The 25,687-nt window shown below is 30.5% G+C and carries 23 protein-coding genes and 1 CRISPR repeat array (1 of these 24 only partly in view); of the genes, 2 read left to right on the forward strand and 21 right to left on the reverse strand.

Annotated elements, in window-relative coordinates:
* Positions 1–900: direct repeats of the CRISPR family, unit length 30 nt; unit sequence GTTTCAATTCCTCATAGGTAATCTAAAATC; it begins 1,134 nt to the left of the window's first position.
* Between the two features lie 327 nt (positions 901–1,227).
* From BS101_RS10025 to BS101_RS10050, 6 genes are all read right to left on the reverse strand, one after another.
* Positions 1,228–2,199, reverse strand: coding sequence for a permease prefix domain 1-containing protein (locus tag BS101_RS10025; protein ID WP_073538696.1), 972 nt, complete (start codon positions 2,197–2,199; stop codon positions 1,228–1,230).
* 4 nt (positions 2,200–2,203) lie between these two features.
* Positions 2,204–2,530, reverse strand: a complete 327-nt coding sequence (locus BS101_RS10030; protein ID WP_012102036.1) for a PadR family transcriptional regulator — start codon at positions 2,528–2,530, stop codon at positions 2,204–2,206.
* Positions 2,531–2,820: 290 nt separating this feature from the next.
* Complete coding sequence (locus BS101_RS10035) at positions 2,821–4,071, reverse strand: sensor histidine kinase (protein WP_073538697.1); 1,251 nt, start codon at positions 4,069–4,071, stop codon at positions 2,821–2,823.
* Between the two features lie 6 nt (positions 4,072–4,077).
* Positions 4,078–4,773 (reverse strand): response regulator transcription factor, encoded by a 696-nt coding sequence (locus BS101_RS10040; RefSeq protein ID WP_073538698.1) that lies wholly within the window; start codon positions 4,771–4,773, stop codon positions 4,078–4,080.
* A gap of 67 nt (positions 4,774–4,840) precedes the next feature.
* Positions 4,841–7,381: an ABC transporter permease gene (locus tag BS101_RS10045; RefSeq protein ID WP_073538699.1), complete on the reverse strand. Its 2,541-nt coding sequence runs from the start codon at positions 7,379–7,381 to the stop codon at positions 4,841–4,843.
* Between the two features lie 24 nt (positions 7,382–7,405).
* The gene (locus BS101_RS10050; protein ID WP_073538700.1) at positions 7,406–8,080 is read right to left on the reverse strand and encodes an ABC transporter ATP-binding protein; all 675 of its coding nucleotides are present in this window, start codon (positions 8,078–8,080) and stop codon (positions 7,406–7,408) included.
* Between the two features lie 412 nt (positions 8,081–8,492).
* Here BS101_RS10050 and BS101_RS10055 point away from each other — a divergent pair, with 412 nt between their 5' ends.
* Positions 8,493–9,116 carry a helix-turn-helix domain-containing protein gene (locus tag BS101_RS10055; RefSeq protein ID WP_073538701.1) on the forward strand — a complete coding sequence of 208 codons (624 nt, stop codon included), beginning with the start codon at positions 8,493–8,495 and terminating at the stop codon, positions 9,114–9,116.
* Between the two features lie 32 nt (positions 9,117–9,148).
* On the opposite strand, the gene BS101_RS10060 is transcribed toward BS101_RS10055, so the two are convergent.
* The 5 genes from BS101_RS10060 to BS101_RS10080 all read right to left on the reverse strand — a co-directional run bounded on the left by BS101_RS10060 (position 9,149) and on the right by BS101_RS10080 (position 13,585).
* On the reverse strand, positions 9,149–9,532 hold the full coding sequence (locus tag BS101_RS10060; protein ID WP_073538702.1) for a hypothetical protein: 384 nt from the start codon (positions 9,530–9,532) through the stop codon (positions 9,149–9,151).
* The gene (locus BS101_RS10065; RefSeq protein WP_073538703.1) at positions 9,529–10,608 is read right to left on the reverse strand and encodes a radical SAM/SPASM domain-containing protein; all 1,080 of its coding nucleotides are present in this window, start codon (positions 10,606–10,608) and stop codon (positions 9,529–9,531) included. The genes BS101_RS10060 and BS101_RS10065 overlap by 4 nt, the downstream gene beginning before the upstream one ends.
* A gap of 287 nt (positions 10,609–10,895) precedes the next feature.
* Positions 10,896–11,591, reverse strand: a complete 696-nt coding sequence (locus BS101_RS10070; RefSeq protein WP_073538704.1) for an RsiV family protein — start codon at positions 11,589–11,591, stop codon at positions 10,896–10,898.
* A gap of 63 nt (positions 11,592–11,654) precedes the next feature.
* Positions 11,655–13,127, reverse strand: coding sequence for an MFS transporter (locus BS101_RS10075; RefSeq protein ID WP_073538705.1), 1,473 nt, complete (start codon positions 13,125–13,127; stop codon positions 11,655–11,657).
* Positions 13,124–13,585: a MarR family winged helix-turn-helix transcriptional regulator gene (locus tag BS101_RS10080; protein ID WP_073538706.1), complete on the reverse strand. Its 462-nt coding sequence runs from the start codon at positions 13,583–13,585 to the stop codon at positions 13,124–13,126. Before BS101_RS10080 ends, BS101_RS10075 begins: the two co-directional genes overlap by 4 nt.
* A 145-nt stretch (positions 13,586–13,730) precedes the next feature.
* Here BS101_RS10080 and BS101_RS10085 point away from each other — a divergent pair, with 145 nt between their 5' ends.
* The gene (locus tag BS101_RS10085) at positions 13,731–14,816 is read left to right on the forward strand and encodes a UvrB/UvrC motif-containing protein (RefSeq protein WP_073538707.1); all 1,086 of its coding nucleotides are present in this window, start codon (positions 13,731–13,733) and stop codon (positions 14,814–14,816) included.
* Positions 14,817–14,904: 88 nt separating this feature from the next.
* Here BS101_RS10085 and eutC read toward each other — a convergent pair whose 3' ends face one another.
* From eutC to BS101_RS10135, 10 genes are all read right to left on the reverse strand, one after another.
* Complete coding sequence (eutC, locus tag BS101_RS10090) at positions 14,905–15,636, reverse strand: ethanolamine ammonia-lyase subunit EutC (RefSeq protein WP_431732551.1); 732 nt, start codon at positions 15,634–15,636, stop codon at positions 14,905–14,907.
* Positions 15,637–15,645: 9 nt separating this feature from the next.
* Positions 15,646–17,016, reverse strand: coding sequence for an ethanolamine ammonia-lyase subunit EutB (locus BS101_RS10095; protein ID WP_073538709.1), 1,371 nt, complete (start codon positions 17,014–17,016; stop codon positions 15,646–15,648).
* A 24-nt stretch (positions 17,017–17,040) separates the two neighbouring features.
* The gene (eat, locus tag BS101_RS10100) at positions 17,041–18,375 is read right to left on the reverse strand and encodes an ethanolamine permease (protein WP_073538710.1); all 1,335 of its coding nucleotides are present in this window, start codon (positions 18,373–18,375) and stop codon (positions 17,041–17,043) included.
* 41 nt (positions 18,376–18,416) lie between these two features.
* A complete protein-coding gene (locus BS101_RS10105) occupies positions 18,417–19,829 on the reverse strand; it encodes an ethanolamine ammonia-lyase reactivating factor EutA (RefSeq protein WP_083585694.1) in 1,413 nt (470 codons plus the stop codon).
* Positions 19,830–20,235: 406 nt separating this feature from the next.
* The gene (locus tag BS101_RS10110) at positions 20,236–21,651 is read right to left on the reverse strand and encodes a sensor histidine kinase (RefSeq protein ID WP_073538712.1); all 1,416 of its coding nucleotides are present in this window, start codon (positions 21,649–21,651) and stop codon (positions 20,236–20,238) included.
* A gap of 6 nt (positions 21,652–21,657) precedes the next feature.
* Positions 21,658–22,233, reverse strand: coding sequence for an ANTAR domain-containing response regulator (locus tag BS101_RS10115; RefSeq protein ID WP_073538713.1), 576 nt, complete (start codon positions 22,231–22,233; stop codon positions 21,658–21,660).
* A 150-nt stretch (positions 22,234–22,383) separates the two neighbouring features.
* Positions 22,384–23,415, reverse strand: a complete 1,032-nt coding sequence (locus BS101_RS10120; protein ID WP_073538714.1) for an epoxyqueuosine reductase — start codon at positions 23,413–23,415, stop codon at positions 22,384–22,386.
* A 68-nt stretch (positions 23,416–23,483) separates the two neighbouring features.
* A complete protein-coding gene (locus BS101_RS10125) occupies positions 23,484–23,921 on the reverse strand; it encodes a MarR family winged helix-turn-helix transcriptional regulator (protein WP_073538715.1) in 438 nt (145 codons plus the stop codon).
* Between the two features lie 92 nt (positions 23,922–24,013).
* Positions 24,014–24,193, reverse strand: a complete 180-nt coding sequence (locus BS101_RS10130) for a hypothetical protein (protein WP_073538716.1) — start codon at positions 24,191–24,193, stop codon at positions 24,014–24,016.
* A 115-nt stretch (positions 24,194–24,308) separates the two neighbouring features.
* Positions 24,309–25,613 (reverse strand): ATP-binding protein, encoded by a 1,305-nt coding sequence (locus tag BS101_RS10135; protein ID WP_242951448.1) that lies wholly within the window; start codon positions 25,611–25,613, stop codon positions 24,309–24,311.
* Between the last annotated feature and the right edge of the window lie 74 nt (positions 25,614–25,687).

The raw sequence follows: 25,687 nt of genomic DNA on the forward strand, positions 1-25,687 counted from the left end.
TTTCAATTCCTCATAGGTAGTCTAAAATCGGACAAATTATTGCTATTACTAAGTTACAAGAATGTTAGTTTCAATTCCTCATAGGTAGTCTAAAATCTGAAAAGTGCTGTATTGCAGCAGTATCCTAAGAAAAAGTTTCAATTCCTCATAGGTAGTCTAAAATCTTTTTCTTACTCACATCATTTCCCTCCAATTCTTCTTTGTTTCAATTCCTCATAGGTAGTCTAAAATCCTTAGTGGATTCTAAAGAAGGAAAAACACATTCCCTTTGTTTCAATTCCTCATAGGTAGTCTAAAATCAATCTTTTATTGTATAACTGTCCTTATGTATTATAAGTTTCAATTCCTCATAGGTAGTCTAAAATCTATAAGATAGCATTTCTTGTTTTGCACCATATCTAAGTTTCAATTCCTCATAGGTAGTCTAAAATCCAGGAAAAGGAAAAGAAAGATATATGCTGGTTGATGAGTTTCAATTCCTCATAGGTAGTCTAAAATCTATTAAATCCAGATTGGACTTGCAGAGGTATGCAATAGTTTCAATTCCTCATAGGTAGTCTAAAATCTAGTCAGGAGGAATAAAGTATGATTTTTTTTAAAAGGTTTCAATTCCTCATAGGTAGTCTAAAATCGTATCCGCCTAACACGATTTTTCATTAATCAATGAGAGTTTCAATTCCTCATAGGTAATCTAAAATCAAATACGTTCTTTGATAGAAACGGAGAAGGTGCATCGGTTTCAATTCCTCATAGGTAATCTAAAATCTTAAAACGTGGAAAGGATGTAATATGTAATTTTCCTAGTTTCAATTCCTCATAGGTAATCTAAAATCCCAAGCCTTGAAGACTTAAAACAATCATTTCTTTTTTGTTTCAATTCCTCATAGGTAATCTAAAATCCCATCCACATATTATTATAACAGGGTTTATGAAAATATCAATATGTTAATGAAATGTTAACAAAAGTCATAAACCCTTATTAAATCTTATTTTTTTAATTTGTCGAACCCCCGGTTTTTTTACACTATTGGAGGTGGACGAAAAATCTATTCAGTCCTCTCAGAATCTCTCAAATTAAAATCTATACTATAACTGCACTTTATTTATCCACGAATATTTATTATTAGCCATCGCAACTATATTCATCTTTTTCTTCGCAAATACAGTCACCTATATTGATGCGACAGTTTACATCTTAATTGTATCACCATAAAAGGAAATGAACTGTTAATTTTTTCGTTTTTTGATAATACTGTAAACTGAACTGAACATCCCAAATAAAATACCAGTTATAGGAAATACAATCCAATTAATATACCATTTATCAAAAACAAGCCCACTAACTAAAAAAATACACACCGCCAAAGGCCATATTATAGCAGCAACTGCACCAATAACTTTATTATTTTCTACATTTTCTTTTGAAAAATTATCAATCCTTAAAATAAATGTAAAACTTTCTTTAATACTTCCATAATATATAAATATAAAAACAGCAATTGCTATTATAATAAGTAAGATAATTACTCCATAGATAGATGCAGTATCTCCAAAAACAGATGCTGCAAAAATTGAAACTGGAGATAAGACACAAAGACACACACCTAGTATTAAAGATACCATATAAGTTGATGTAAAATCATTATATCTCTGCTGCAATAGGGATTTTACAGAAAGGGGCACATTAAAACCTTTTTTCAAATATTTATATCTTTCAGACTTCATACCGGAATAAATAAATAGAGCCACTGCAGGTACGATCATAACGAATAATGTAATAAGACCAATCATATATCCTGTATCTTCAGAAAATCCTCTGCCAATAATACCTTCATCTACAAGAGTAGTAATTAATATTAATAAAGCAGTACCTGTAATACACAAAAACACACCTATTCCCACTAATATACCTGTTTGTTTTTTCATAGTCATATAATTCTTTACTTCTTCCTCAGTAATAGTTGGAAAATTCATCTCATCTTCATGAAGATTAACTCCAAGTTCACCGATTAATTCATCAATATTGCCAAACTCTGAAATTACAATACCAATAGCTTCATTTTCTGATTTTTTCTCACTTTTTAACTCATTGTACTTTTCCTCCATATTAATCAATAAATCATTTTTTAGTTTAAATAGTTCATCTGTTTTTGGAAGGGCGGCGAATACATTGTCCAAATAATTTTTTATAGTTTCCATTTTGTTAGCTCTCCTTGATAAATTTATTTATTACTTCTTTTGTCAAATCCCATTCCCGACACTTTTCTTTATAATACACTCGACCAAGAGGAGTAATTCTATAATAAGTACGTCTTTTTCCAAAGGTTTCATCCTTATAAAAAGACTCTATATATTTGTTTTTTTCAAGTCGATTAAATGTTGAATAAAGAGTAGTTTCTTTTATAATATACTTATCCTCAGATAACCTTCTGATATTTTTTGATATTTCATATCCATAAGATTCATCCTCTAAAAGCATAAAAAGAATGATTATATCATTATATCCCCGGATAACATCACTACTTATCAAAGAATTCACCTCATTTTACTTTATCTGTCGTAGTAATTTTATTATAACACAATTACTACGACAGATAAAGTAGTTTTTTAGATTTAAAAAATATTAGCATCTTAAATTCTGTGTGCTATTAATATAGAATGTTATTTATTTGATTTTTTATCTTTAACCACCATTATAACTATAGCGGCACAAATAATTCCTCCTACCAGTAAAAAATCAGAAATCATACACATTCCTTTCTTCAATAATTGATATAATTTATTATATATAATCCTCTTAATTTTTGATATATGGATAAATCAAATGAACCTATTTAAAAAAACAACCTCAAAGGTAGTTCCTTTACCTATTTTACTTTTTACATTAATCATACCCTGATTTCCTTCAATTATGGATTTTGAAAGTGCCAGCCCAATTCCAATAGATTCTTCACTTCTATTTGTTCTTCCCTTATAAAATCTCTCAAATATATGTTTAATTTCTTCCCTGTGTATTCCTTCGCCATTGTCCTTAACTATTATTCTAGAACATACCTGAGATTTCTCCGTAAATACCTGAACTTTCCCACCTGGTTTAGTGTGCTCAATGGCATTCTTAATTATATTTATAATAGCTTCATTTATCCAATTTGGATCATGATTAATCATAATTTCATTCTCTTCAGGATAAAATTCAACTTTAACATTTGCACTTTCTGACTTTATTTTAAGTGATTCTATAGAAGCTGTTACAGTTTTATTTATATCATTACTTTTTATTTCAAATCTTACTGCTCCTACATCAAGTCTTGCAAGTTGAAGCAAACTCTTTACAAGCCACTGAATTCTATTTAGCTGATTCTGGCTAATCCTTAAAAATTCAATTTTCTTTTCTTCATTTATTTTTCTATTTAAAAGTATGTCATTATATATTATCAAAGAAGAAATAGGAGTTTTTATCTGGTGGGATATATCTGACAGGGTATTTATTAGAAAATTTTTTTCTTTCTGAATTTGAATTAAGTTATTTTTTAAAATAGCTCTCATATTGTTAAATGTATGAGCAAGCCTTGCAAATATACCTTCGGTATTTTCATAAATACCTACATCAAAATTGTAATCTATTACATTTTTTGCTGCAAACATAAGACTCTCCAGCTTTCTATACATTTTTACATATTCCATGCTATTTATTAAAAATACAATTATAAAAAAACATGCCATAGAAAAAAGCATAGATTTACTCAAAGTACTATAATCCTCTTTTAATCCAGGTAATAAGTTTATATTTAAATTTTCCTTATAATCATACTTATTCAGTATTTTTATTCCAAACTCAACATCTTTTAAGCTGCTTTCCTTTGTTATTATAGGCACCACTTCATCTTCAAGTTCGGGGTGAATTCTTACTATTTTTCCTATTAAAGCTACATTGTTATTTATATAATCTTTTTTCACCATTTCATAACCCCTATGGAGAATAAAAGAGTTCACTGCTATAAATGCTATTGCCAGAATCAATATAATGCATGAACTCCTCTTAATTTCCGGATTTTCATAGTACAAAATCATATTATTTTACTCCCTTTCAACTTTTATATCCCACTGGTACCCAAAACCTCTTTTAGTCTTTATGTACTCAGGACTTGAAGAATCCTGTTCTATCTTTTCTCTTATCCTTTTTATATACACAGAAAGAGTATTTGTATCAAAGTACTCCCCGCTTCCATCAGTTAAATTATCCAATATCTCTTCCCTACTCATGACCCTCTGGGCATTATTCATAAATAGTAAAAGAAGCTTATATTCCTGTATGGAAAGTGCTAAATCATGTCCTCTTTTATAGGCTTCCAATGTTTCTGTATTCAAAACTATATCTTTGCATCTAAATATTTTAGGCTTATAATTATTGCTTTCTGTTCTCCTCAAAATAGCTTTAACCCTAGATACAAATTCCTTTACCCTAAAGGGTTTTGTTATATAATCGTCTGCTCCTATATCCAGTCCCAAAACTACATTTACTTCTTCATCACAGGCTGTTAGAAATATAATTGGAACCTGACTTTTTTTACGTACATATTTACATACATCATATCCATTTCCATCTGGAAGCATCACGTCTAACACCAAAATATCAAAAACTTCACTATTGAAAGCCTCTACTGCTTCCCGAGCATATGAGCATTTTACAACATCATATCCTTCATCTATAAGTGTAAATTCAATGCCAAGGGCCAGTGCTTTATCATCCTCAAGAAGCAATATTTTATTCAAATTAGCCACCTCCACTAAAAATTATATTTTAAAATATGTGTTGTAATAATCATCTGATAGATTATAACTAATCTTCTTCTCTTATGACATCTATTATATTTTCTTTTTTAATCTTTGATAGAGGTTTAATTACAGATATGAGTCCTATAAATACTGCAGCTATTGCACTAATAAATATCATATTCCATGGGATAGTCCATGTAAAATCCATAATTTTTCTCATAGGAGAAGATAATGCATAAGATAGTAGGCTTCCTACAATTCCTCCATAAAAAGCACCATATAATCCATATAGAACTCCTTCTGTTAAAATCATAAATCTTATATTTTCATAAGTCATGCCAAGCGCATTTAAAGAGGCTATTTCTTTTCTTCTTAAAACCAAGTTTGTAGTTATGGTATTTATTATATTAACGGCCCCTATGAAAGATATTACAGCTATAAACCCGTACATAAGAATTAAAAGCTGAAGTGAATCCGCTCTCCTTGACTGATTTATTTTAACTATATCTCTTAATTTTACCCCATTGCTATCACATAAAGGCTGTATGAATTCATTGAATTTATCCTCATTTTTCTCATCTTTCAACGTTATATCTGCTGTTTTAATTGGGAGGTTATCTGTATCTTTTCCAGTTATATTTTTCATAACATCTTTTGTCATTATTATATGGAAAGCCCTATTATCACCATTATAAAAATAATAAGGTTCACTTTCTACTACAGCTGCCACTTTAGCTTTAACCATGTTGTAATTTGTTAAATTGGAACCATTATTCTCTTCCGTATAATCTTCACCAGTCATGCCCTTATAGAACATGTTTTTATTTATATAAAAACTATCCCCAACTTTTAAATTGCTAATTGCACAATTATAATATTTTTTATTTACAGTTATTATATTATTTTTAACTATAATAACTCCATTTTCCTGTTTCATGTAATCAGTATCCATTTTACCATCTTTTATATAGTCTTTAATACTCGTCATTTTATCCTTGTCATATATGTCAATGACTGTATCCAGAGAATTCATAACTTGATTTTCAAAATTTACTTTTTTATATATTTCAGGTGCATTTTTATCTACATAATTGTTCTTTTCACTATCAGAAATAAAAATATTTGACTTATAGGTTCCATAGGATATATATGCTTTATCTACAAGATTATTTTTCTTTATTTTATTTATAATATCAGTCTTAAGTGAGCTATCACCACTTTTATCAATTATACCAATAACCTGAAAATGCATTTTATCACTTTCAGACGGAGCCTCTGTGAAATTTTGCATCATACTTATAAAGGCGGAAAAGAATATAAATAAGGCTATACTTATTACCATGGAAAAGACAGTGACTCTGAACTTTTTCCTATTTCTTTTTATATTTTTAAATGCCATAACACTTTCCACATTTAAAAAATTTTTAAGTATTCTTCCTCTGTTTCTATTTATCTTTTCCTTTGATATATATGCCCTACTGCTTATGGCAGCTAAAGGTGATACCTTCCCTGCAGATCTTGCAGGAATAAATGCAGATATATATACAGCTGCTAATCCTACCAGAACACTTATAATAAGTACATAGTATGGAATTACTATTTTTAAAGTCCCAAATAGTGTATCTGACATTATACTAAATACTTTACTTACCACAAACATTGCAAATATTCCCCCTAGAAGTCCCAGCGGAATCCCCACAATACTTATTATGGAAGCTTCTCTTAAAACTATTTTTCTTATCTGGGAAGGTGTGGCTCCCACGGCCCTTAAAAGTCCAAACTGTTTAATTCTCTCCATTACACTTATTTGAAATGAATTATATATAACTGCTGTAGTAGCCATTATAATTATAACTATTACTATTGCTGCTGTAGAATACAGACTTTTATTCAAATCACTGCTGCCTTCACCTAAGTAATCCAATAGATGCTTATTACTTATGCAGTTTTCCTTAAATTTCTTACTTAACTCATCTACGGTATTACGTATTCCTGCACTTTTATATATAGTCATATATATCGTTGATCTTTTCATGTCAAATTTATTTGAATAGGTCATTCCTAAAGCAATTCCACTGTACTGAGTTTGAATTTGATTTGGAATAATTCCTGTAATTTTAAAATTTTTTATCTCTCCATCAGCTGTTCTTAATTTTACAGTATCACCTATTTTGGTGGAATTGTCCATATATTTAAATATCCAATTCTCAAGTGCTATTTCCCCTTCTTTCTGTGGAAGCCTTCCTTTAATGGCTTTATAATAGTCTGGCAAAAGCTCCAGAGAATTTTTATCGAACTTATCAATTTCTATCTTCTTGCCTCCATTTACATCACATTCAAACCAGTTTTCCTGAATACCTATGGTATCAATTTTAGCATTGTTTTTTAATTCATTATAATCTTCATTACTTATATCTGAAATTTCAACATGAAATCCACCTTCTGATTTTATGGTACTTTCAATAAATGAATTTTGCAAGCTCTTTATAAAAAGTCCCACAGAGGTTATTAGGGCCACAGAAAGTATTATCCCAAAAATAGTAAGTACCGTTCTCTTTTTATTGTGTTTTAAATGTTTGTTTGTTATTTCCTTATAGCTTTTCATGTATCTATCACCCCCTATTTAAATTTACTCATTCCATTTTATCTCCCCGTCACTTATGGTAATTATCTTTTCTGCTTGCTCAGCCACATTCATATCATGGGTTATAACAATCAAAGTTTGATTATATTTTTTAGAGGACAATTTTAAAAGTTCTATAACTTCCCTGCCATTTTTACTGTCCAAATTTCCAGTAGGTTCATCTGCCAGAATCAAAGCAGGCTTATTTATAAGGGCCCTGCCAATGGATACCCTTTGCTGCTGCCCCCCTGAAAGCTGGGATGGAAGGTGCCCAATCCTATCTTTCAATCCCAACATATCTATTACTTCATTTAAATAATTCTTATCTACTTTTTCCTTATCTAAAAGTGCAGGAAGAGATATATTTTCTTCTACATCCAACACCGGTATAAGGTTAAAGAATTGAAATACAAAACCAATATTTCTTCTTCTGAATATAGCCAGCTTTTGTTCATTTAATTTATATATGTCCTCACCATCAACATACACTTTTCCATCTGTTGGCCTATCAAGTCCTCCTATCATGTGGAGAAGTGTACTCTTGCCTGAACCAGAAGCTCCCATTATTGCTATAAATTCACCTCTATTTATAGTAAAAGATACATTTTTTAATGCCTCTACCTTATTCTCTCCTTCACCGTAAATTTTTGATAAATTTTCAACTTTCAATATATCACCCATAGCTTTTCCCCTTTTTCTATAATTTGTTACAGATAATCATCTTTATTTTCATTATATTTTTTCGGCTGTACTATAGCAATGACTTCAATCTTACAACTTAAATATAAATCTTACATTTTTGTAATATTTATATTTCCATAAGCTAAATATTTTCAATACTGTTGAATTTACTTTAATTTATAAAAGCTCTGGGGATCCCCAAAGCTTTTATAAGTATTTTTATTCTTGGAAATTTATATATTTAGGTATTTTTGCAGTACTTATACCAACCTGTTACTGGAGATATTTTAGACAATTTTCGAGTAATACGGGTAGCTTTTTTAGAAACTTTTATAATGTCATATCTTTTTTAGAAATAAAATATGGTTTTTATTGTATTTATTATAAAATATACTTGGGAGTTGGTACAGTTATGAATTTTGCAATGAGACTTAGAGAACTTAGAGAAGAAAACAATTTAACCCAAGGAGCAATTGCTTCAATTTTAAATCTCACCAAAGCAAATATATCAAAATATGAACTTGGAAGACTACAGCCTAATATTGAAACACTGAAGCTTTTATCAGATCATTTTAATGTTTCAATAGATTATCTAATTGGGGTAACAAACATAAAAAAAGTGGAATCCAATTACCTCTCAAGGATTCCTATATTTCAAATTACTAAAAATCATCCATCACTATTTATCGCTGAAAATATCAGCGGATATGAATATTTTGACAAGCCTCAGGAGCTTTCTAAAAATTACTTTTTCTTTAAAATTAAAGATGACAGCATGTCAAATGCCCGTATATTTAAAGACGATTTAGTGTGTATTTGTAAACAGGATTATATAGAAGATAATAAATTAATGCTTATACAGGTGAAAAATATAGGTATTATACTAAGGAGAGTATTAAAATGTGGAGATAACTTAATAATATTACCAGAAAATCATAAATATAACCCTATAGCATTGTCTAAAAAAGATCTAGAAGAAGATTCTTTCAAAGTTATTGGTAAGGCAGTTTATGTTAAATTTTATATACACGAATAGGCAATAATCCAAATTGACTATTCGTATCTTCTCTAATATCCGGCTTCCTTATAAAATATAAAATTTTCATCTTCATAATCAAAATCCATATGACATAGAGTACTATAGATATTACTTATTTCATCTGATACTGCACCTTCATAAAATATAAATTCATCATTACCAATTATTTTCTTATACATATCTGGCAATTCGGAAATATCTTCACATCCGTAATCTTCTAATATTTCATCTAATTTAAATTTTGATAAGTTTGAATAAATAATAGAGGCAAACTCCTCAGCTAACCCTCTCAGAAGTGAATCTTCGGGTACTTTCATCATATTTAATATTTTTTCCTCTGTCAGTTCATCTTTTACACCTAAGATAAAACTTGATGAAGAACTATTGGTAACAAAATCCATTCTTATTTTCATAATTTATACATTTCCTCTCTATTGCACAATATAATACTTCTGCATAATGGGCATCCTCCCATGCAATTAACTTTTTCCCTGCAATTGGGACATGATTTTTTTAGTTTATTTCTAAAACTTTCAAATATATCACTGTTCCAGGCATCACTTATACTTTTATTTTTTAACTCCACAGACCATTTTAATTTCTGATCAAAACTACAGGGCAGAGCTTTCATATCCGGGGTAATATACATTGACCACCTAGCTGCTTCACAGGTATCAATACTATGAATATTGAAATTATTATTAAAATTTATTAATGCCGGTACACTGCAGCTGTCAAAACCTATTTTGAAAGAATGTTTTTTTGACATTATATTACTAAAGAAATTTTTTACAGGTATGTCTTCACATTTTAACACTTTATCTTCTTTGCCCAGGCCCACAGGCTTATGTAACAAAAATATAACTGCATTTATGCCTTTAGGGAAGCTATTATTATGAAGCATGTATAATGCTTCTTCAATACTTTTATTATTCAATACATAATGAATATTAACTTTCATGCCAGAATGTATAAACATGTCTATGGCCTTTGTAGTATACTCATGAAAATACCATGAGACTGCAACTGCGCCACAATATTTTTTTGTCAATTCCACTTCTGTCTCATTTAACAAAAATCCTGAGGTGGTATAATTGGGAACAATATTATTTATCCTTGTATACTTTAATATTTCACCAAAGTTTTCATGTTTATTAGGATCACCTCTTCCTCCAAGGGCTACCTGGAAAGTCTTCCCTTTTATTTCATTTATTATTGTAATATAATTTTCTAAACTCATATTTTCATCCTGTATATTCATGCCATCTTGATAGCATTGAACTCCTGCCTTTAAGCACAATCCAGATTTTCCATGAATACAATGACCCATAATTCCTATATCTATAAGTTCGGGAAAAGAAGATTGGAATGCTTCTACTCCAGTGTCTTTTCCCCTGTCATTCAATATTCCTGTTCTCATATAAAATCCATTTTCTGTATTAAATATGGAAATAAAATTATAATTTTTATCAAACTTTTTTAATATCATTAAGCTCTTTACTCCTTTAATTTACTCTCATGAGATGATTCTAGGGATCAGATTGAACTTACTTATGAAGAGTACTTTTTCCAGTGGTATATAAATATTATAATATCTTTTTTAGATACTTTCAATATATTAACAACTATTTTTTCTTAAATAGATACTGATATATTTAAATGCCACCTACATAAGGTAACTATTTTAGCTGTGCTGTCACCATAACTTAATTTTAAATACAACAAAAAGAGGTATCTAAAATAAGAATACCCCTTTCATTAAAAATATTAGCACTTCTATATCAATTTATTTATGGGACCAACAGGACTTAATATACTTACTATTTTCTCATATGGAATTTCTATTTTAAACAATCCATAGTAATAAGGTGTATATTCATAAATTTGATAATAAAGCACTAAACTATTAGGAGTTAAATAAAATTGCTGATTTTCAGTAATTCCATTGTATTCATTAATTAAAGTAATATTATTTTCTTTGATATACTGCTTTGCTAGTGGATCTAAAAATCCCTTATAATATACTTTGCTATTAAAAAGATCACTGAAACTATAAATTTGACCAGTTTTTACATTGGCTGTCATAGAAGAATACAGAGTAGAACCGTGGGCTGCCCTATTTACATAAATATACATGCTGAACAATATGCTTAAAATCCCATTTTTATTTAACATCACTTCATAATTTCCAAGCACCTCATTAAAGTCTACAACTCCAATTTGAAGTACCTGTTTTTTAAAAAGTTCACTTACCTGATTTATAATTTCATTATTGACTTTATCCACACCACTTCCTTTACAATTTAAAGGATCTATAAATGGATACTGTATACTAAAATTAGCAGGGGCAAGCTTTTGTTCCTGCAGTTTTATGGATTTTTTAAGATCTTCTTTGTAAGTGTCATTACGATAATAAGGCTCTTCAGCTTCAAAAGGATATTTATATTTATGAGGATACCTAAAGTAAATCATTCTGGATTCCTTTCATATACACGCTTTCACCCTCTATTATATTCTTCTAATTTAAATAATATGTCAAATTGCATTATCTTCCGATGTTTTTGATTTTTTCATTTTAAGTCTGATTTCATCTCCTTTATTGCGATAAAACCTTAAAGCTGTAATTGCAACTCCCACTAAACATAAAATTCCAGCAGATATATATACCCATCTCATTCCATAGATAAATATATCATCCCTGCCCTTAACATAATCCACTACCCTATATCCAATCCTGTAACTCATTCTATTATACAGAAGTAAAGTGGCAACAGCTGTACCTAAAACCAACCCCAGATTTCTAATAAGTGCATTTACACTTCCGGCTATACCAAGTTTATTTTTAGATACAGTTGACATAACCAGTGAATTATTAGGGGATTGAAACATTCCATTTCCTATAGTCATAACTACTATATATACTACTAAAATAATTAGAGAAGATTTTTCACTTAAACTGGATATTAAAAACAGACCTATGCTTGTAAGCAAAAGACCAATTAATGTAAGTATTTCCGAGCCAATCTTATCTGACATATATCCGCTAATAGGAGCCACTATAGATAATACCACAGGAGATACCATCATAAATAGCCCTGTTGCAGCAGGTGAAAATTTTAATACATCCTGAAAATAAAAGGGTAATATTATATTTGAAGCACCAATACAAATAAAAGAAATAAAGGCACATATTATACTTATAGAAAATAAGCTTTTCTTAAAAATTCCAAGTTCAAGCAGGGGAACTTGTATTTTATTTTCCACAATAATAAATATTACAAAGGATACAAATGAAATAATAAAGGCACTTATTACAAAAGGATTATTGTATCCTATACTCTGGCCTTGAAGCAGTGCTCCAAATAAAAGTACTATAAATACAGTAAATAGAAGAGAGCCTTTTCTATCTACTTTTTCCTCAACTACATTATGAGATTTTGGTAGTACTTTCATTACCATTATAAATACAATTATTCCAATAGGCACATTAATTAAAAATATATATTCCCAGCTCACAGCAGAGACAATTAGCCCTCCAATAGGTGGACCTGCCATAGAACCCAGTGCAACAAAAGTTCCTATCAGTCCAAGTGCTCTACCCCTCTCATGTTTTGGAAAAACCTGAGTTATAATTCCTTGATTGGTGGCCATTGTAGCAGCAGCTCCTATTGCCTGTACAACTCTTGCGGCTACAAGTAAAGGTAATGAATCTGTAAGCCCACATAAAAAAGAACCTAATGTGAAAACTACCAATCCGAACTTAAATACTCTCGTTTTTCCTTTTATATCCCCCAGTCTTCCAAATATTAAAATGGTAGCTGAAATGGTTATAAGAAAACTAGTAACCACCCATGAAATTTGTGCCATATTAACATTTAGTTTATCTGACATATTAGGTAGGGCCACATTTACAATGCTTCCATCCAATGTGGCCATAAAAGTAGCTGAAATAACAGTAAATAAAATTATCCATCTTTTTTCATAGGTTTGATTTTCAGTCTTATTCAATTCTTTTTCATCCTTTCGCAGTTTTTCTCCCTATATTTTTTGCCATTTTCTAAAATTTGTTCTAAAAATTCTATAGATATTTTAATCTTCTTCTTATCATTTCCCTCTATTAAAATATCAATCCAATTGTGAATGGTTTCTATGATTTCGGGAATTATATTTCTGGCCTTGTCCGTTATATAGAGCTTATATGCCCTTATATCTTCCTTATTTTCCTCTTTTTTTATATAACCCAGTGATATTAATCTTTTAATAGTTCTTGCAGACATGGATTTATCTACATTAAGTTCTCTGCTTATGTCACTTTGGCTTATACCTTCTTTTTTATTCAATACAAGTAAATATGGGTATGTACCTGTAGTAAGATTATATTTTTTAAGTTTTTTATCAATATAAACCTGGGTACATCTATATATATTGTTAGTTAACTTAATTAAAGTTTGTGCTTTATCATTCAATTCTATTTTGCCCCTTTCATTAGATAAAATAACACAATACAGTTGATTAGTCAACCATATTATAATCCATGGAATTCGCTTGTATATATCACAGCTTTAATCTATACTATACTAAAATCATGTATATGTTTAGGAGAAAATGTCTATGAATTTAAAAGAAAAAATTAAAAAACTTCCTTCTTCTCCTGGCGTATATCTCATGAAGGATTCCCTTAATAGTGTCATATATGTAGGAAAATCAAAGAATCTAAAAAGCAGAGTTGCATCATATTTTCAAAATTCAAAATCACATACTCCAAAAGTTCTAAAGTTAGTCAAAAACCTAAGAGATTTTGACTATATACTTACGGATACAGAATTCGAAGCATTTATTCTGGAATGTAAATTGATAAAACAAATAAAGCCTATATATAACAAACAAATGAAGAATACCCAATCTTATTGCTATATAAAGATTAACCAGAAATATCCTGATATTAAAATCTCCAATGAATATGTAAAAAATGATGGAAATCTTTATTTTGGACCATACTCAAGTAGAAACACAGTAGAACGAGGTATTCAGGGTATAAAGGAATGCTGTAAAATATTTTGCAGCAGCAATTTCCAAAAAGCTTCATGCTGTTTAAATTATTCTTTAGGCTTATGTTTAGGTATGTGCTTAGGCAGTACTGAAAAAAAACAGTACTCCGCTATTTTTGATAAAATAATAAATCTGCTCAACGGCACTGATAAAAGTATCATTAAAGAAATGGAATACAACATGAATAAAGCATCAGAAAAATTTAATTTTGAAAGTGCCGCTAAATATAGGGATTATATAAGTGCAGTAAATTATCTGCTAAATAAAGCCAAAATCTCTAAATTCACAAAAAAGAATAAGAATATAGCTTTGCTTGAATATTTAGAATGTAATAGTGTGAAATTTTTTCTCATTAAAGGAAATGAAATTATCTTTAGTAAAAAATATCATCTAAAATGCCTTGGTTTTGAAAAATTAAGTTCTTCCTTAAAAAGTAATATTTTATTTTACTTTGATAATAAAACTCCAAAAAAGTCCATAGAACTCCATAAGGAAAAAATGGACGAATCTCAGATAATCTATTCTTATTTAAAAAGTAAATCAGTCAACCGTACATATGTTGTGATTTCTTCCAAATGGCTTAATAATCCAAATGATACAAGTATAGATAAGGCCATTAATAAATTATTATTTCCTATATCCCATTAGATTTTAAAGCAAAAACTCTTAATTGTTAGCTCAAATAAAAAAGGTCTGCCCACAGCCAAACTATCCAGTTAGTTGTGCAGCAGATCTTTTAAGTTAATTTCATGTCACTTGATATCCTAAGTTCAATACCACTTTTCTTTTCCTGCATCATCAAATCTACCAAATATACAATTTGTGCCCCTGCTTCTACTGGAGGAGTACCACTTCTATGTATATTTGAAATTACAGTTCTTTGAGATTCAGGCTTTTTAGTACTTGATTCATAAGCCATATAGCTGCTCATACTTTCACCTGTTGCAAGTCCCGGTCTTTCACCTATAAGAATAATGGTAACTTTCGCATTTAATGCCTCGCTTATTTTATCCATGGTAGCTACCCTGGCATACTTTACAAATATAGGAGTTCCTATTTTATATCCTTTTGCTTTAAGTCCGTCAATTATTATACCGTATATATCTTCTAAATTAACTGTAATAGCCGGAGAACTTAATCCATCTCCAGCTATTATTTGAACATCCGGATTTTTTATACAGTTATCCTTTATATACTCCATAGTTTCTTTGGAAAATTTTCTTCCAAGGTCAGGTCTTTGTATATACTGTTCCTTATCTTTTACCATGGTTTGAACCTTTAAAAAATTAAGCTTATCTATAATACTTTCATCTACATGTGACCAAACTGCATCCATTGCCACTGCATGATCTGCTCTCAATTTTAGAAGAGTTTCAGTTTTATACCTAGTTCCTGCCCTGCCCACACAAATTCTTGCATTTGTTGATTTTTTCATACGCTTATATATTTCATAATTGCTATCCACAATCTCACCTCACTAGACCATTGATTTTTTTAAAAACAGTGAAGCATCTCCAGCTATATCTGTAAGCTTTCCATTTTGTAAAATACCCAGCTGTTCCAGTCTTCTTTCAAATTCTTTAATGGGAGTTTTACCTGTAATTTCTCTAAGAGTTGCAATATCATGATAGCTTGTGGATTGGTACATAAGCATTACATCATCAGCACAGGGAATTCCCATAAAATAAGCACAATTAGCATTTGTTAAAAGCATTGCTAGATTATCCATATCATTTTGTTCTGCCTTCATATGGTTTGTGTAGCATACATCAACTCCCATAGGCAAGCCAGTAAGTTTACCCATAAAGTGATCTTCAAGTCCAGCTCTTATAACCTGGCTTCCATCATACAAATATTCAGGACCTATAAATCCTACCACTGTATTTACTAAAAATGGATTATACCTTTTTGCAAAACCATAGCACCTGGCTTCCATGGTAAGTTGATCCGCACCATTGTTTCCATCCGAGGAAAGTTCTGAACCCTGTCCCGTTTCAAAATACATAAAATTTGCTCCCTTTGAATACTTATTTTCTCTCATAAGGAAGTAGGCCTCATCCATAAGGGCAGTATTTATGCCAAAATTCCTGTTGGATATTTCTGAGCCCGCTATGCTTTGAAACATCAAGTCCATAGGTGCTCCCCTCTTTAAAACCTCCATCTGGGTAGTTACATGGGAAAGTACACAATTTTGGGTTGGAATATGCCATTCAGAAGTAAACTCCTTAAATTTACACAAAATTCTGTATACACTATCTATGCTGTCATTTACAGGATTCAATCCAATTACGGCATCACCTATACCATAACTTAGTCCTTCCATAACCGATGCCATTATTCCCTCTATATCATCCGTTGGATGGTTTGGCTGAAGTCTTGAGGAAAGAGTTCCTCTTTCCCCAATTTTAGTATTACAGCATGCGGTATTACAAATTTTCTGTGCAGCATATATAAGATCCATATTACTCATAAGTTTTGTCACTGCTGAAATTATTTCAGCAGTCAATCCATCTCTTATTAATTTTATATCCCTTTCTTTGGCACTTAATATAAACTCTCTAAGTTCTCCCACTGTCATATGCTTTATTTTATTATAGGCAAACTTATCTATGGAATCTTGTATAATTCTTGTTACTTCATCTTTTTCATAGGGAACAACGGGATTATTTCTAAGATCCTCTAAAGTTATATCTGCCAATACAATTTTTGCCGCAATTCTCTCTGCAGTACTGCAGGCTGCAATTCCTGCAAGGGCATCTCCAGATTTTTTTTCATTGGCCTTAGCCAGTAAATCTTTTATATCCTTAAATTTGTATACTTTATTAAATAAAATAGTCTTTAAATTCATAGAAATCACCTGTCTTAAACATATTTAAATTGCCCTATCCTGTTCTGTAATTTTTTGTGATGCCTCCTTTTCTGATGATACTTCAGTAAATCTTGAATATACAAAATAATATATGATGGCAAGTATATAAGCACCTATTACAAAAGATACAGTTGATATATTCGAATACCCAACAGTCACAAGTAAAATTACATCAAGTACAAGGGATATTATAGGAAGTGTAATTGAAACTTTATATGGTCTTTCTAAATCAGGTTCTTTTTTTCTTAAAATTAACAGTGCCGCCATACTCACTGCATGAAGCGCAATAGCTCCAAAACTTGAAATTACTATAATTACTGAAGTACTATTTAAAAGTACAAATAGCATTCCTATAAGACTTGGTATAATTGTTGCCGCTACAGGTGAGGCTTTCGAATTCACTTTTGATAAAAATTTAGGTAGATATCTGGATCTTGACATTGCAAATATCTGCCTTGAATATCCAATTATTATTCCATGAAGACTAGCTATAAGCCCAAAAAGTCCTATAAAACTCATCAATTTAGAAAATGCATTCCCTTTTCCATATATTACATCAAGTGCATCAGGAAGAGGTGAATCAGTTGAGCCAAGTGCCTTAGCATCCATTACTCCTGCAGTACATACAAAAGTAACAAGTGCCAGCACTACAAGAGTAAGTATGGCAAGTATAAAGCCCTTAGGTACATCTTTCTTTGGATTTTTACATTCTTCTGCAGACATTGCCCCGCCTTCTGCAGCTAAATAGAACCATATGGCAAATGGTATAGCATTAAATACGCCTCCAACCCCTCCACGGAAAGCACCCTGTCCCACTATCCTTGTAATATCAATATGAGTAAAACTGGCACCTGTAAATATTACAAGTCCTACAATGGCAACAATAGTAATTATAGTTTCAATTATAGCTGCAGTTTTAACTCCCCCACAATTTATAATTACAAAAATTCCATAGAATACAAGAGCAGCCGCAGTTATTGGTACGGCCGGTATTATAAAATGAACATAGGCACCAATAGATATGGCTATAGCTGGCGTAGCAAATAAAAACTCAACTACAGAAGAAAAGCCTGCCAAAAAACCTCCGAATCTTCCCATAGCCCTAGTTGCATATTCTGCAGATCCTCCTGCATCAGGTATGGCAGTGGAAAGTTCTGCATAACTGAACATAAAAGCAGTATAAAAAACAGTTACAATTACTATTGCTATTATAAATCCCACCGGTCCTGCAAATGCCAATGCATTATTCCATCCAAAATACATACCTGATATAACCATACCAACTATAATAGCCCAAAGCTGAAATGGTGATAATGTCTTCTTTAATTCACTTTGCATTAAAAACCCTCCCAAAACTATTTATAATTTCCATCAATGAATTAATTGTTAAATATTAAAGTTTTCACAGCAACAGGTATAATTCCACCAACAGATTTCCCAATATCTATGTAATCTCCATTGTCAGTGGAAATTCCGTCTATACATATTACTTTTCTAGAAAAATTACACCCAGCTTTTATTGTCTGTCCAAGTGCCTTTGCAAAATCATTTTCTACCACAACTATAATTGGATAATCCTTTATAATTTTAAAACATTTTATTATTCCTCCAGCCATTAGCTGTATTTGCCTATAAGAAGGACTTAATGGTCCCTTAAAGGAAATGGCCACCATAGAATCACCATACATTTTAATTTTTTCTGATACATATTCATACATCACATCTTGGTCTTCTAACAAATCATCCTTTATCTTTATAATAGGTATATTTTTTATTGGCAGTATGTCTTCATCAAAAATTATGGTACTTCCGCTTATTCTTATAGAATGACTTCCTGCCCCTATTACTGTGGCCCTTATTTTTTCCTCTGGTTCCAAAAATTTATATTTACCTTCCTTTAAAATGCCTCTTATATACACTCCTAGAAGTGGTCCTATATCCTTGTACTTTAAAGTATCCTCCAGTGTATTTACCTCATAATCACTATATACAAATTCCGCAACCCCTCCTGAAAACATAAATAGTGGTGCCGTCAATTCTTTATTTTTATGCTGGATAAAAAGCTCCATTTCTTCTGAAGATAAATTTATGTTACTTCCAATTTTAAAAATAATATCTGCAGATTTACTTACAAGCATATTTAAATCACAAAATTTAGGCTTGCTGCCGATATTGATATTTAAATTTAAGCTTTCCAGCAGCCTTTCTATCTTTTCAGATATGTAAATTATATTACCGCTGTCATCAAATTCAATTAACTTTCCTCCTATATGCAGGGCAAAAGAATCCACTATTTTTCCTTCACTAAACACACATGCATTAGTTGTACCACCTCCTATATCAAAATTTACAACTTTCCCGGAAATATTTTTAGAAACCTTGTAAGCTCCGGCCCCATATGCTGCCAGTATTGATTCCAGATCAGCCCCGGCAGTTGCCACTACAAAATCCCCTGCAAAGTCTGAAAGAATATTTAAAACCTGCTGTGCATTTTCTTTCCTTGCAGTTTCTCCGGTTATTATTACTGCCCCGGTAGAAATGTGTTCTTTTTTCACATTGGCTCTATTATATTCCTGCTGTATTATGGATTTTAGTTTTTCTAAATTTATGCTTTTTCTGGATACCAGTGGGGTAAAGTATATTTTACCTTTATAAATTATTCTTTTATCTACAATTTTAACTTTTGGTACAAAAAAAGAATCCGCTGTATTTTGTATTGTGATTTCACTAAATATAACTTGTGTAGTGGTGGTACCAATGTCAATTCCCACACTTAATATTTTGTCATTCACTATTTTGGTACACCTCCTCCAAGGTTACTAAATGAAAAAGAGCCTAAAATACCTAAAATATTTTAAGCTCCGCTGCCCTCTAACTATTTATCCGAGCGCTACCATTGCTAACACCCCCATCTTCCATCAAAGTAGGGGGATAAGCACTGTTACGCGCCTGGATAAGTTCTTCTAAGTCTCAGCTGGAGAAAAGCAGTTCTCATAAGCGAACTCCACCTGAACCTAAGAATCACTTGATAAATTTTTAAACAAAAATTATAAATTTTGAATGAAATGCTCCATTGCATTTCATTTATAATTTATATACAGTTTACCATGACAATTTGTTAATGTAAAGAGTGTTTTTATAAAAAATTAATAAAATATCCTCCTATAATTTAATGTATTTCTAATGTACTTTGGTATATTAATTCTCAAACCAAAAAACTGCTTTTGTTCCGCTTTTACTTGAATCAATATTTATATCTCCATTTAATTTATCCTTTACTATGCTTTTTACGATGTCCAGTCCCAAGCTTTCATTTTTAACTAGATTTATATCAAATCCTTTTCCGCTGTCAATAACTGATATATTGGAATACATAATACCTTTTTTTATAATTATCTCTATGAATCCTTCATTTTTATCTACAAAAGCATGCTGAAGGGAATTTTGAAGTAATTCATTTAACACTATAGCTATAGATGTAGCCTTATCTGAGTCCACATAAAAACTATCTCCAATAAATTTTATATCTATCTGTTTATTGCATTGAATAAAGTTTCTAATGGCATTATCTTTAATTTTGGATAGTATATTTTTTATATCCACATCATCAATTCCATTTTGTGCCAGCACCTCATGAGTTGCAGCTATGCTAAGTATTCTGCCTATGCTTTCTTTAAATGCCTTTTTAGCTTCTTCGTTATTTATCCTCCTGGACTGCAGCCTTAAAATACTTGCTATAGTTTGAAGATTATTCTTAACTCTATGATGTATTTCTCTTATTGCCACAGCTTTTAAAATAAGCTGCTTTTCTTTTTCTTTTATATCTGTTATGTCCTTAATTAACATAACAACCCCGCATATACTGTTATTTTTTTTAAGAACAGCATACTTTATCTGCAGCGAAAAATTTCCTATTGAAACTTCAGATAATATAGAATTATTCTCCTTCAATACTTTACAAAAACTAGTTTTACTTAAAGCAAGATTATCAAATTTCATTCCCACAATCTTATCTTTATAACCAAGTTTTATGTAAATATCCTCTGCAATATGGTTAGCATAAATAGAAATTCCACACTCATTAAATATAATAATAGCATCATTAATCAGATTAAAGTCTACAGTATCAGACAGTTCTGGACTCTTTAAATTCATAAGTGTCTGACTTAACTGCTCTGTGGTTTCAGACAATATTTCCATATTTCTATTTTTACTTAAATCCTCAGTTATGTCTTTTTCCATTATAAGCACACCTATTACTTTATCCTCACTATTTTTAATAGGTACTGTATTTTGTTTTACTACTTTATTTTCCTGGGTAATTGCCTTTAAATCTGAAGTTCCCATGCCTATCTGAAGCGTTCTAAGTGCAGCTGGTTCATTTTCCATTAAAGCAAGTTCCCCCACTACTGTTCCCCTATATAAAGATATGGAATTTGAAGGCTTAGCTTCCGAAACTACAATGGCAGTTCCTGATTCTCTGGTTAGGCAGTCAATAAAAATGTCTGCTTTAACTAGATTGGATACACTTTGAAGATACTTTTCCATATTTTCTAAAATCTTTATATCTTCCTGAGATAAGTTTGTGTATGTCCTGCACAATTTTCTAAGCATGTTAATCTACCTTTCATATCCTCTTATTAAACTTCTTGAAGTCTGTAAAATAGAGCACTGCCTATCCATGCTAAGCTTTCTTATTCTTTTATAGGCATCTTCTTCTTTTATAGAATACCTGTCCATTAACATCTCTTTAGCTCTATATATTATCTTCATATCTTCAATTTTTTGCTTGGCACAAGCTGCCTCATTTTTAATGTCTTTTATTTCCTTACTTTTTGATATGGCAATTTCAATTTGTGGAATTAGATTTCTTTCATCTATAGGTTTTACAACATACCCTATAGCCCCCACTTCTTTTACCTTATCCATAAATTCTTTTCCGCTATAAGCTGTAAGCATAACTACAGCATCTGCCAAATTTTCCTTTGCTATAATTTTAGCAGCCTGTATACCATCCAGGTTTGGCATCTTTATATCCATAATGACTAGATCTGGTCTATTTATCCTGCACAATTCAACAGCTTCAAGTCCATCAGAGGCTTTTCCAACCACATTATATCCACAACATGTAAGTATTTCAAAAATATCCATTCTAGTAATGGGTTCATCTTCCGCAAGCACTATCTTGTCTTGCATATACTCCGCCTCCTCTGTAATCAAATTATGAATTAAACAGTATATTAATTATCATTTTATCACAAAATACTTATTAATTGCTATGATTTAATATTTTTTCTGCAAATTAATATTAGATCATAAATATTTTAAATTTGGACTTGTGAAAAATCATTGTAAATAAAGTTCCCTGCAAATTGAACAAGCCATTTCACGTATTTTATAATTTTCATTATTGCAGGCATTTATAATAAGAGGCCTATAAGTTTCATTATAGCTATTACGCATATAGCACAATACATCTACCTTCCATTTCCAAAGTTCTTCTGCTGATAAATAGAAAAATTTTGGCTGGACTTTCTCGCGATAAAATTCTTCTTCCATATTTAAAATATTCTCTGGAGTTAATGCAGAAGATAATTCTGCAAGGCCAGGAAATTCTTCTTCCTCCTTCCATTTTCCTTTATTCATAGGACATACATCCTGACAAATATCGCAGCCATAAATGCAATTTCCAAATGTTCTACTTAATGGTTCCTGGGGTAAGTTGCGTCCACCAAAGGTAGTTAGAAAAGAAACACACTCAGTTGGCGACATAGTATAGGGAGCAGAAAGAGATTTTGTAGGACAGGATGCTATACAACGATTACAGGCCTTTGGGCATTGTGGAACTTCATTTGTTTCTTTTAACTCCATTTCTCTGTCAGTTATCCAGGCTTCAAGATGAACCCATGAACCAGACTCTGTGTATAGGAAATTATTTCTGCGAATAATACCAATTCCAGCTTGCAAAGCTGCCCACCGCATTCCAACCACTCCAAATTTTTGATTTGTTTCCACCTTTAAACCAAGTTCCTGCATATATTTTTCTAATGCACGATTATTCTGATATTCTCTTGTATTTTTATCAATACGTGTATCAAATAAATATGACTTAGCTATATGTCCCTTTACTACCTCTGGAATTTTATACTTTCCATATGATGCCGCAAGTACCACCACAGACTTTGCCCATGGATACATTGCCAGTGGATTAAGTAAACGCTTCTGATTTTCATAAAACATCTTTGATTTTGGAACTTTTTCAATACGTTCTTTAAATTTTTCAGCATAGCCCTCCATCAAACTAATAGGAATAATACCACATTTTTCATAACCCAGTTCATAAGCCTTGTTTTGAATCATTTTCTCAATTGTATGCATATTGAGCTCCTCCTTTTATTAAGTTTATTGAATTTAACGTGTATATACACGTTAATTGACAAAAAATTTCAAGGTACTAAAGCCTCAATTTTAGAAAGTAATACTGTTAACATGTCTATATTATCTTTACCTAGGTACCCCTCCAAAAAACTTTGTGCCTTATTCCAAAGTTCTTCTGCATGCTTATAAGTTTCAATTCCCTTATGGGTTAATCTAAGTTGTCTATTTCTAGCCGTTTCCGTTGATATATCTTCTACAAATCCACTTCTCTCTAAAGGTTTAAGATTTCTCACAAGGGTAGTTCTATCTAATCTCATGATTACAGCCAATTCACTTACACTCACTGGTTCCAATTGGTTTATATGTTTAAGTAAAGAGAATTGACTTATCTTCAAGTTACTTGGCAGCAGAAATTCATTATAAATTTCTGTTATTGCTTGTGAAGCTCTTCTAATATTAAGACAGTTACAAGGGGATGGTTTTTTCTCATAAATATTTCTCTTCATAGTTATTACCTTTCTTCATTTTCGTGCATCTACACTATAAATATATTCCTTAAACAATGTTTTGTCAAATTGTATATACACAAAAAATATGTTTAATTTTTTGAGTTTTCAGTCAACTTACCTGTTGAAGACTTACCTTTGATTATCAATCTATCTTTTAAATATGTTCCTACAATCACCACAGCTGTTAAGCATAGTGTGCTGCATATAAATATTACTATAATCACAATATCACTTATATTGCCACCCCCTCTGCTGTCAATTAACCACAATGACCTCTTTTGTAAGAGATAAATTCCGGAAGGTGGCCAACTAGAAACATTTTCATTCTCTCGGTAAATATTACAGCATATTTTAGCTGCTTTTCTATGTAAGAGCTTTATCTATTTACCCTATTTTAAACTTTATCAAAAATTTAGTTTTTTCTGGAATACTTTCTACAGATATAGTCCCATTATTTTTCTCAACTAATTGTTTAGTAATATACAGTCCGAATCCATGAAGATCATTTTGTTTAACTTTTGTAGAAAAACCTCTATTGAAAATTTTTTCTATTATATTTTCAGGAATAACATCTCCATTATCGGCTATCTCAATACAAAAGCTTCTATCTTCCTTAAAAGTTATGATGGATATTTCCTTATTTTTAACATCTGATTTGATAAATGCTTCAAAAGCATTATCTACAAGATTACTTATAATACTTATTAATTCATCTTGTTCAATTTTTAGTAAACTAAAGGGTTCATTAATTATCACCTTGAAGTCTATGTTGTTTTTTACTGCATAGCTATTTTTTATGGATAATAGCCCATCTATGTAATCATTACCTGTATTCAAATATCTAAAAGAGGAATGTATTGTATCTGAAATTTTTCGTACATAACTATCTATTTTTTCTATAGTATCAGACTTATTTAACAGACATAATCCCTGTATAACATTGACATGGTTGGCAAAATCATGTTTTTCCTGCCTTATTATACTAATTATTTCTTCCATATGTTTAATGTGTTTTTCTTGAATCTTATAATTGATATTTATATTTACAGCTAATTGTTTTTCTTTTAAGCTTCTGAATTTTGATATTAAAAATACAAAGTAAATGATAAAAATAATAATGTTATAGGTTTGAATATTTTTTATATGAAAAATGCCATAGTTAATACAAAATATAAATAGAGTAAATATGCCTAATTCAATTATTAAATTAGCGAAGATAGCACCTTCTTTTTCAAATAATCTAAGTTTAGTAAAATATGAGTTAAACTTAAAAATCATAGCTACAATAAGTATTTGAAGCAAAATAGAAATTATTGTAGCTATCAATACATATGTGTTATTTAAAAAAATTTCATTTAAGTTTATGTTAAATATAAGCATTAAAATAATTTCAATAAAAGTTTCTGTAGTTAAAAGTATTGTAAGAAATAAAGAAACTATAACCGTGGAATCAAAAATTTTTATTCTTGTAATGCAGGTAAGTAATAAAATATCAAACACTACAAGAAACAGTGTATGATAAACCTTTAATATATAAAATGTACTCCAATAAGTTGCGAAAACAAATAATATAAAAAATAAGGCTGACCTAATTTTATTTTGTATTACAAATCTTTTATTATCATATAATGCCTCAAAAATACTTAAAAGAAGTAATGCTTCTATAATGTCTATAATTATTTCTCTCATAGCAATATGCATATAATTGTTCCTTTCATTCTAGGGTTTTTATAAAAATCTCTAAACACTATATTTATAAAAAC

The sequence above is a fragment of the Clostridium kluyveri genome (assembly GCF_001902295.1).
GTDB classification, from domain to species: domain Bacteria; phylum Bacillota; class Clostridia; order Clostridiales; family Clostridiaceae; genus Clostridium_B; species Clostridium_B kluyveri_B.

Bases quoted from the DNA above. Each gene is read 5' to 3' on its own strand.
- BS101_RS10060 (WP_073538702.1), bottom strand. From the start codon at position 9,532: ATGAAAATAAGAATGGATTTTGTTACCAATAGTTCTTCATCAAGTTTT.
- BS101_RS10035 (WP_073538697.1), bottom strand. From the start codon at position 4,071: ATGATTTTGTACTATGAAAATCCGGAAATTAAGAGGAGTTCATGCATT.
- BS101_RS10065 (WP_073538703.1), bottom strand. From the start codon at position 10,608: ATGATATTAAAAAAGTTTGATAAAAATTATAATTTTATTTCCATATTT.
- BS101_RS10115 (WP_073538713.1), bottom strand. From the start codon at position 22,233: ATGCAAGACAAGATAGTGCTTGCGGAAGATGAACCCATTACTAGAATG.
- BS101_RS10125 (WP_073538715.1), bottom strand. From the start codon at position 23,921: ATGAAGAGAAATATTTATGAGAAAAAACCATCCCCTTGTAACTGTCTT.
- BS101_RS10050 (WP_073538700.1), bottom strand. From the start codon at position 8,080: ATGGGTGATATATTGAAAGTTGAAAATTTATCAAAAATTTACGGTGAA.
- BS101_RS10025 (WP_073538696.1), bottom strand. From the start codon at position 2,199: ATGGAAACTATAAAAAATTATTTGGACAATGTATTCGCCGCCCTTCCA.
- BS101_RS10045 (WP_073538699.1), bottom strand. From the start codon at position 7,381: ATGAAAAGCTATAAGGAAATAACAAACAAACATTTAAAACACAATAAA.
- BS101_RS10070 (WP_073538704.1), bottom strand. From the start codon at position 11,591: ATGATTTACTTTAGGTATCCTCATAAATATAAATATCCTTTTGAAGCT.
- BS101_RS10110 (WP_073538712.1), bottom strand. From the start codon at position 21,651: ATGCTTAGAAAATTGTGCAGGACATACACAAACTTATCTCAGGAAGAT.
- BS101_RS10085 (WP_073538707.1), top strand. From the start codon at position 13,731: ATGAATTTAAAAGAAAAAATTAAAAAACTTCCTTCTTCTCCTGGCGTA.
- BS101_RS10135 (WP_242951448.1), bottom strand. From the start codon at position 25,613: ATGAGAGAAATAATTATAGACATTATAGAAGCATTACTTCTTTTAAGT.
- BS101_RS10095 (WP_073538709.1), bottom strand. From the start codon at position 17,016: ATGAATTTAAAGACTATTTTATTTAATAAAGTATACAAATTTAAGGAT.
- eat (WP_073538710.1), bottom strand. From the start codon at position 18,375: ATGCAAAGTGAATTAAAGAAGACATTATCACCATTTCAGCTTTGGGCT.
- BS101_RS10120 (WP_073538714.1), bottom strand. From the start codon at position 23,415: ATGCATACAATTGAGAAAATGATTCAAAACAAGGCTTATGAACTGGGT.
- BS101_RS10055 (WP_073538701.1), top strand. From the start codon at position 8,493: ATGAATTTTGCAATGAGACTTAGAGAACTTAGAGAAGAAAACAATTTA.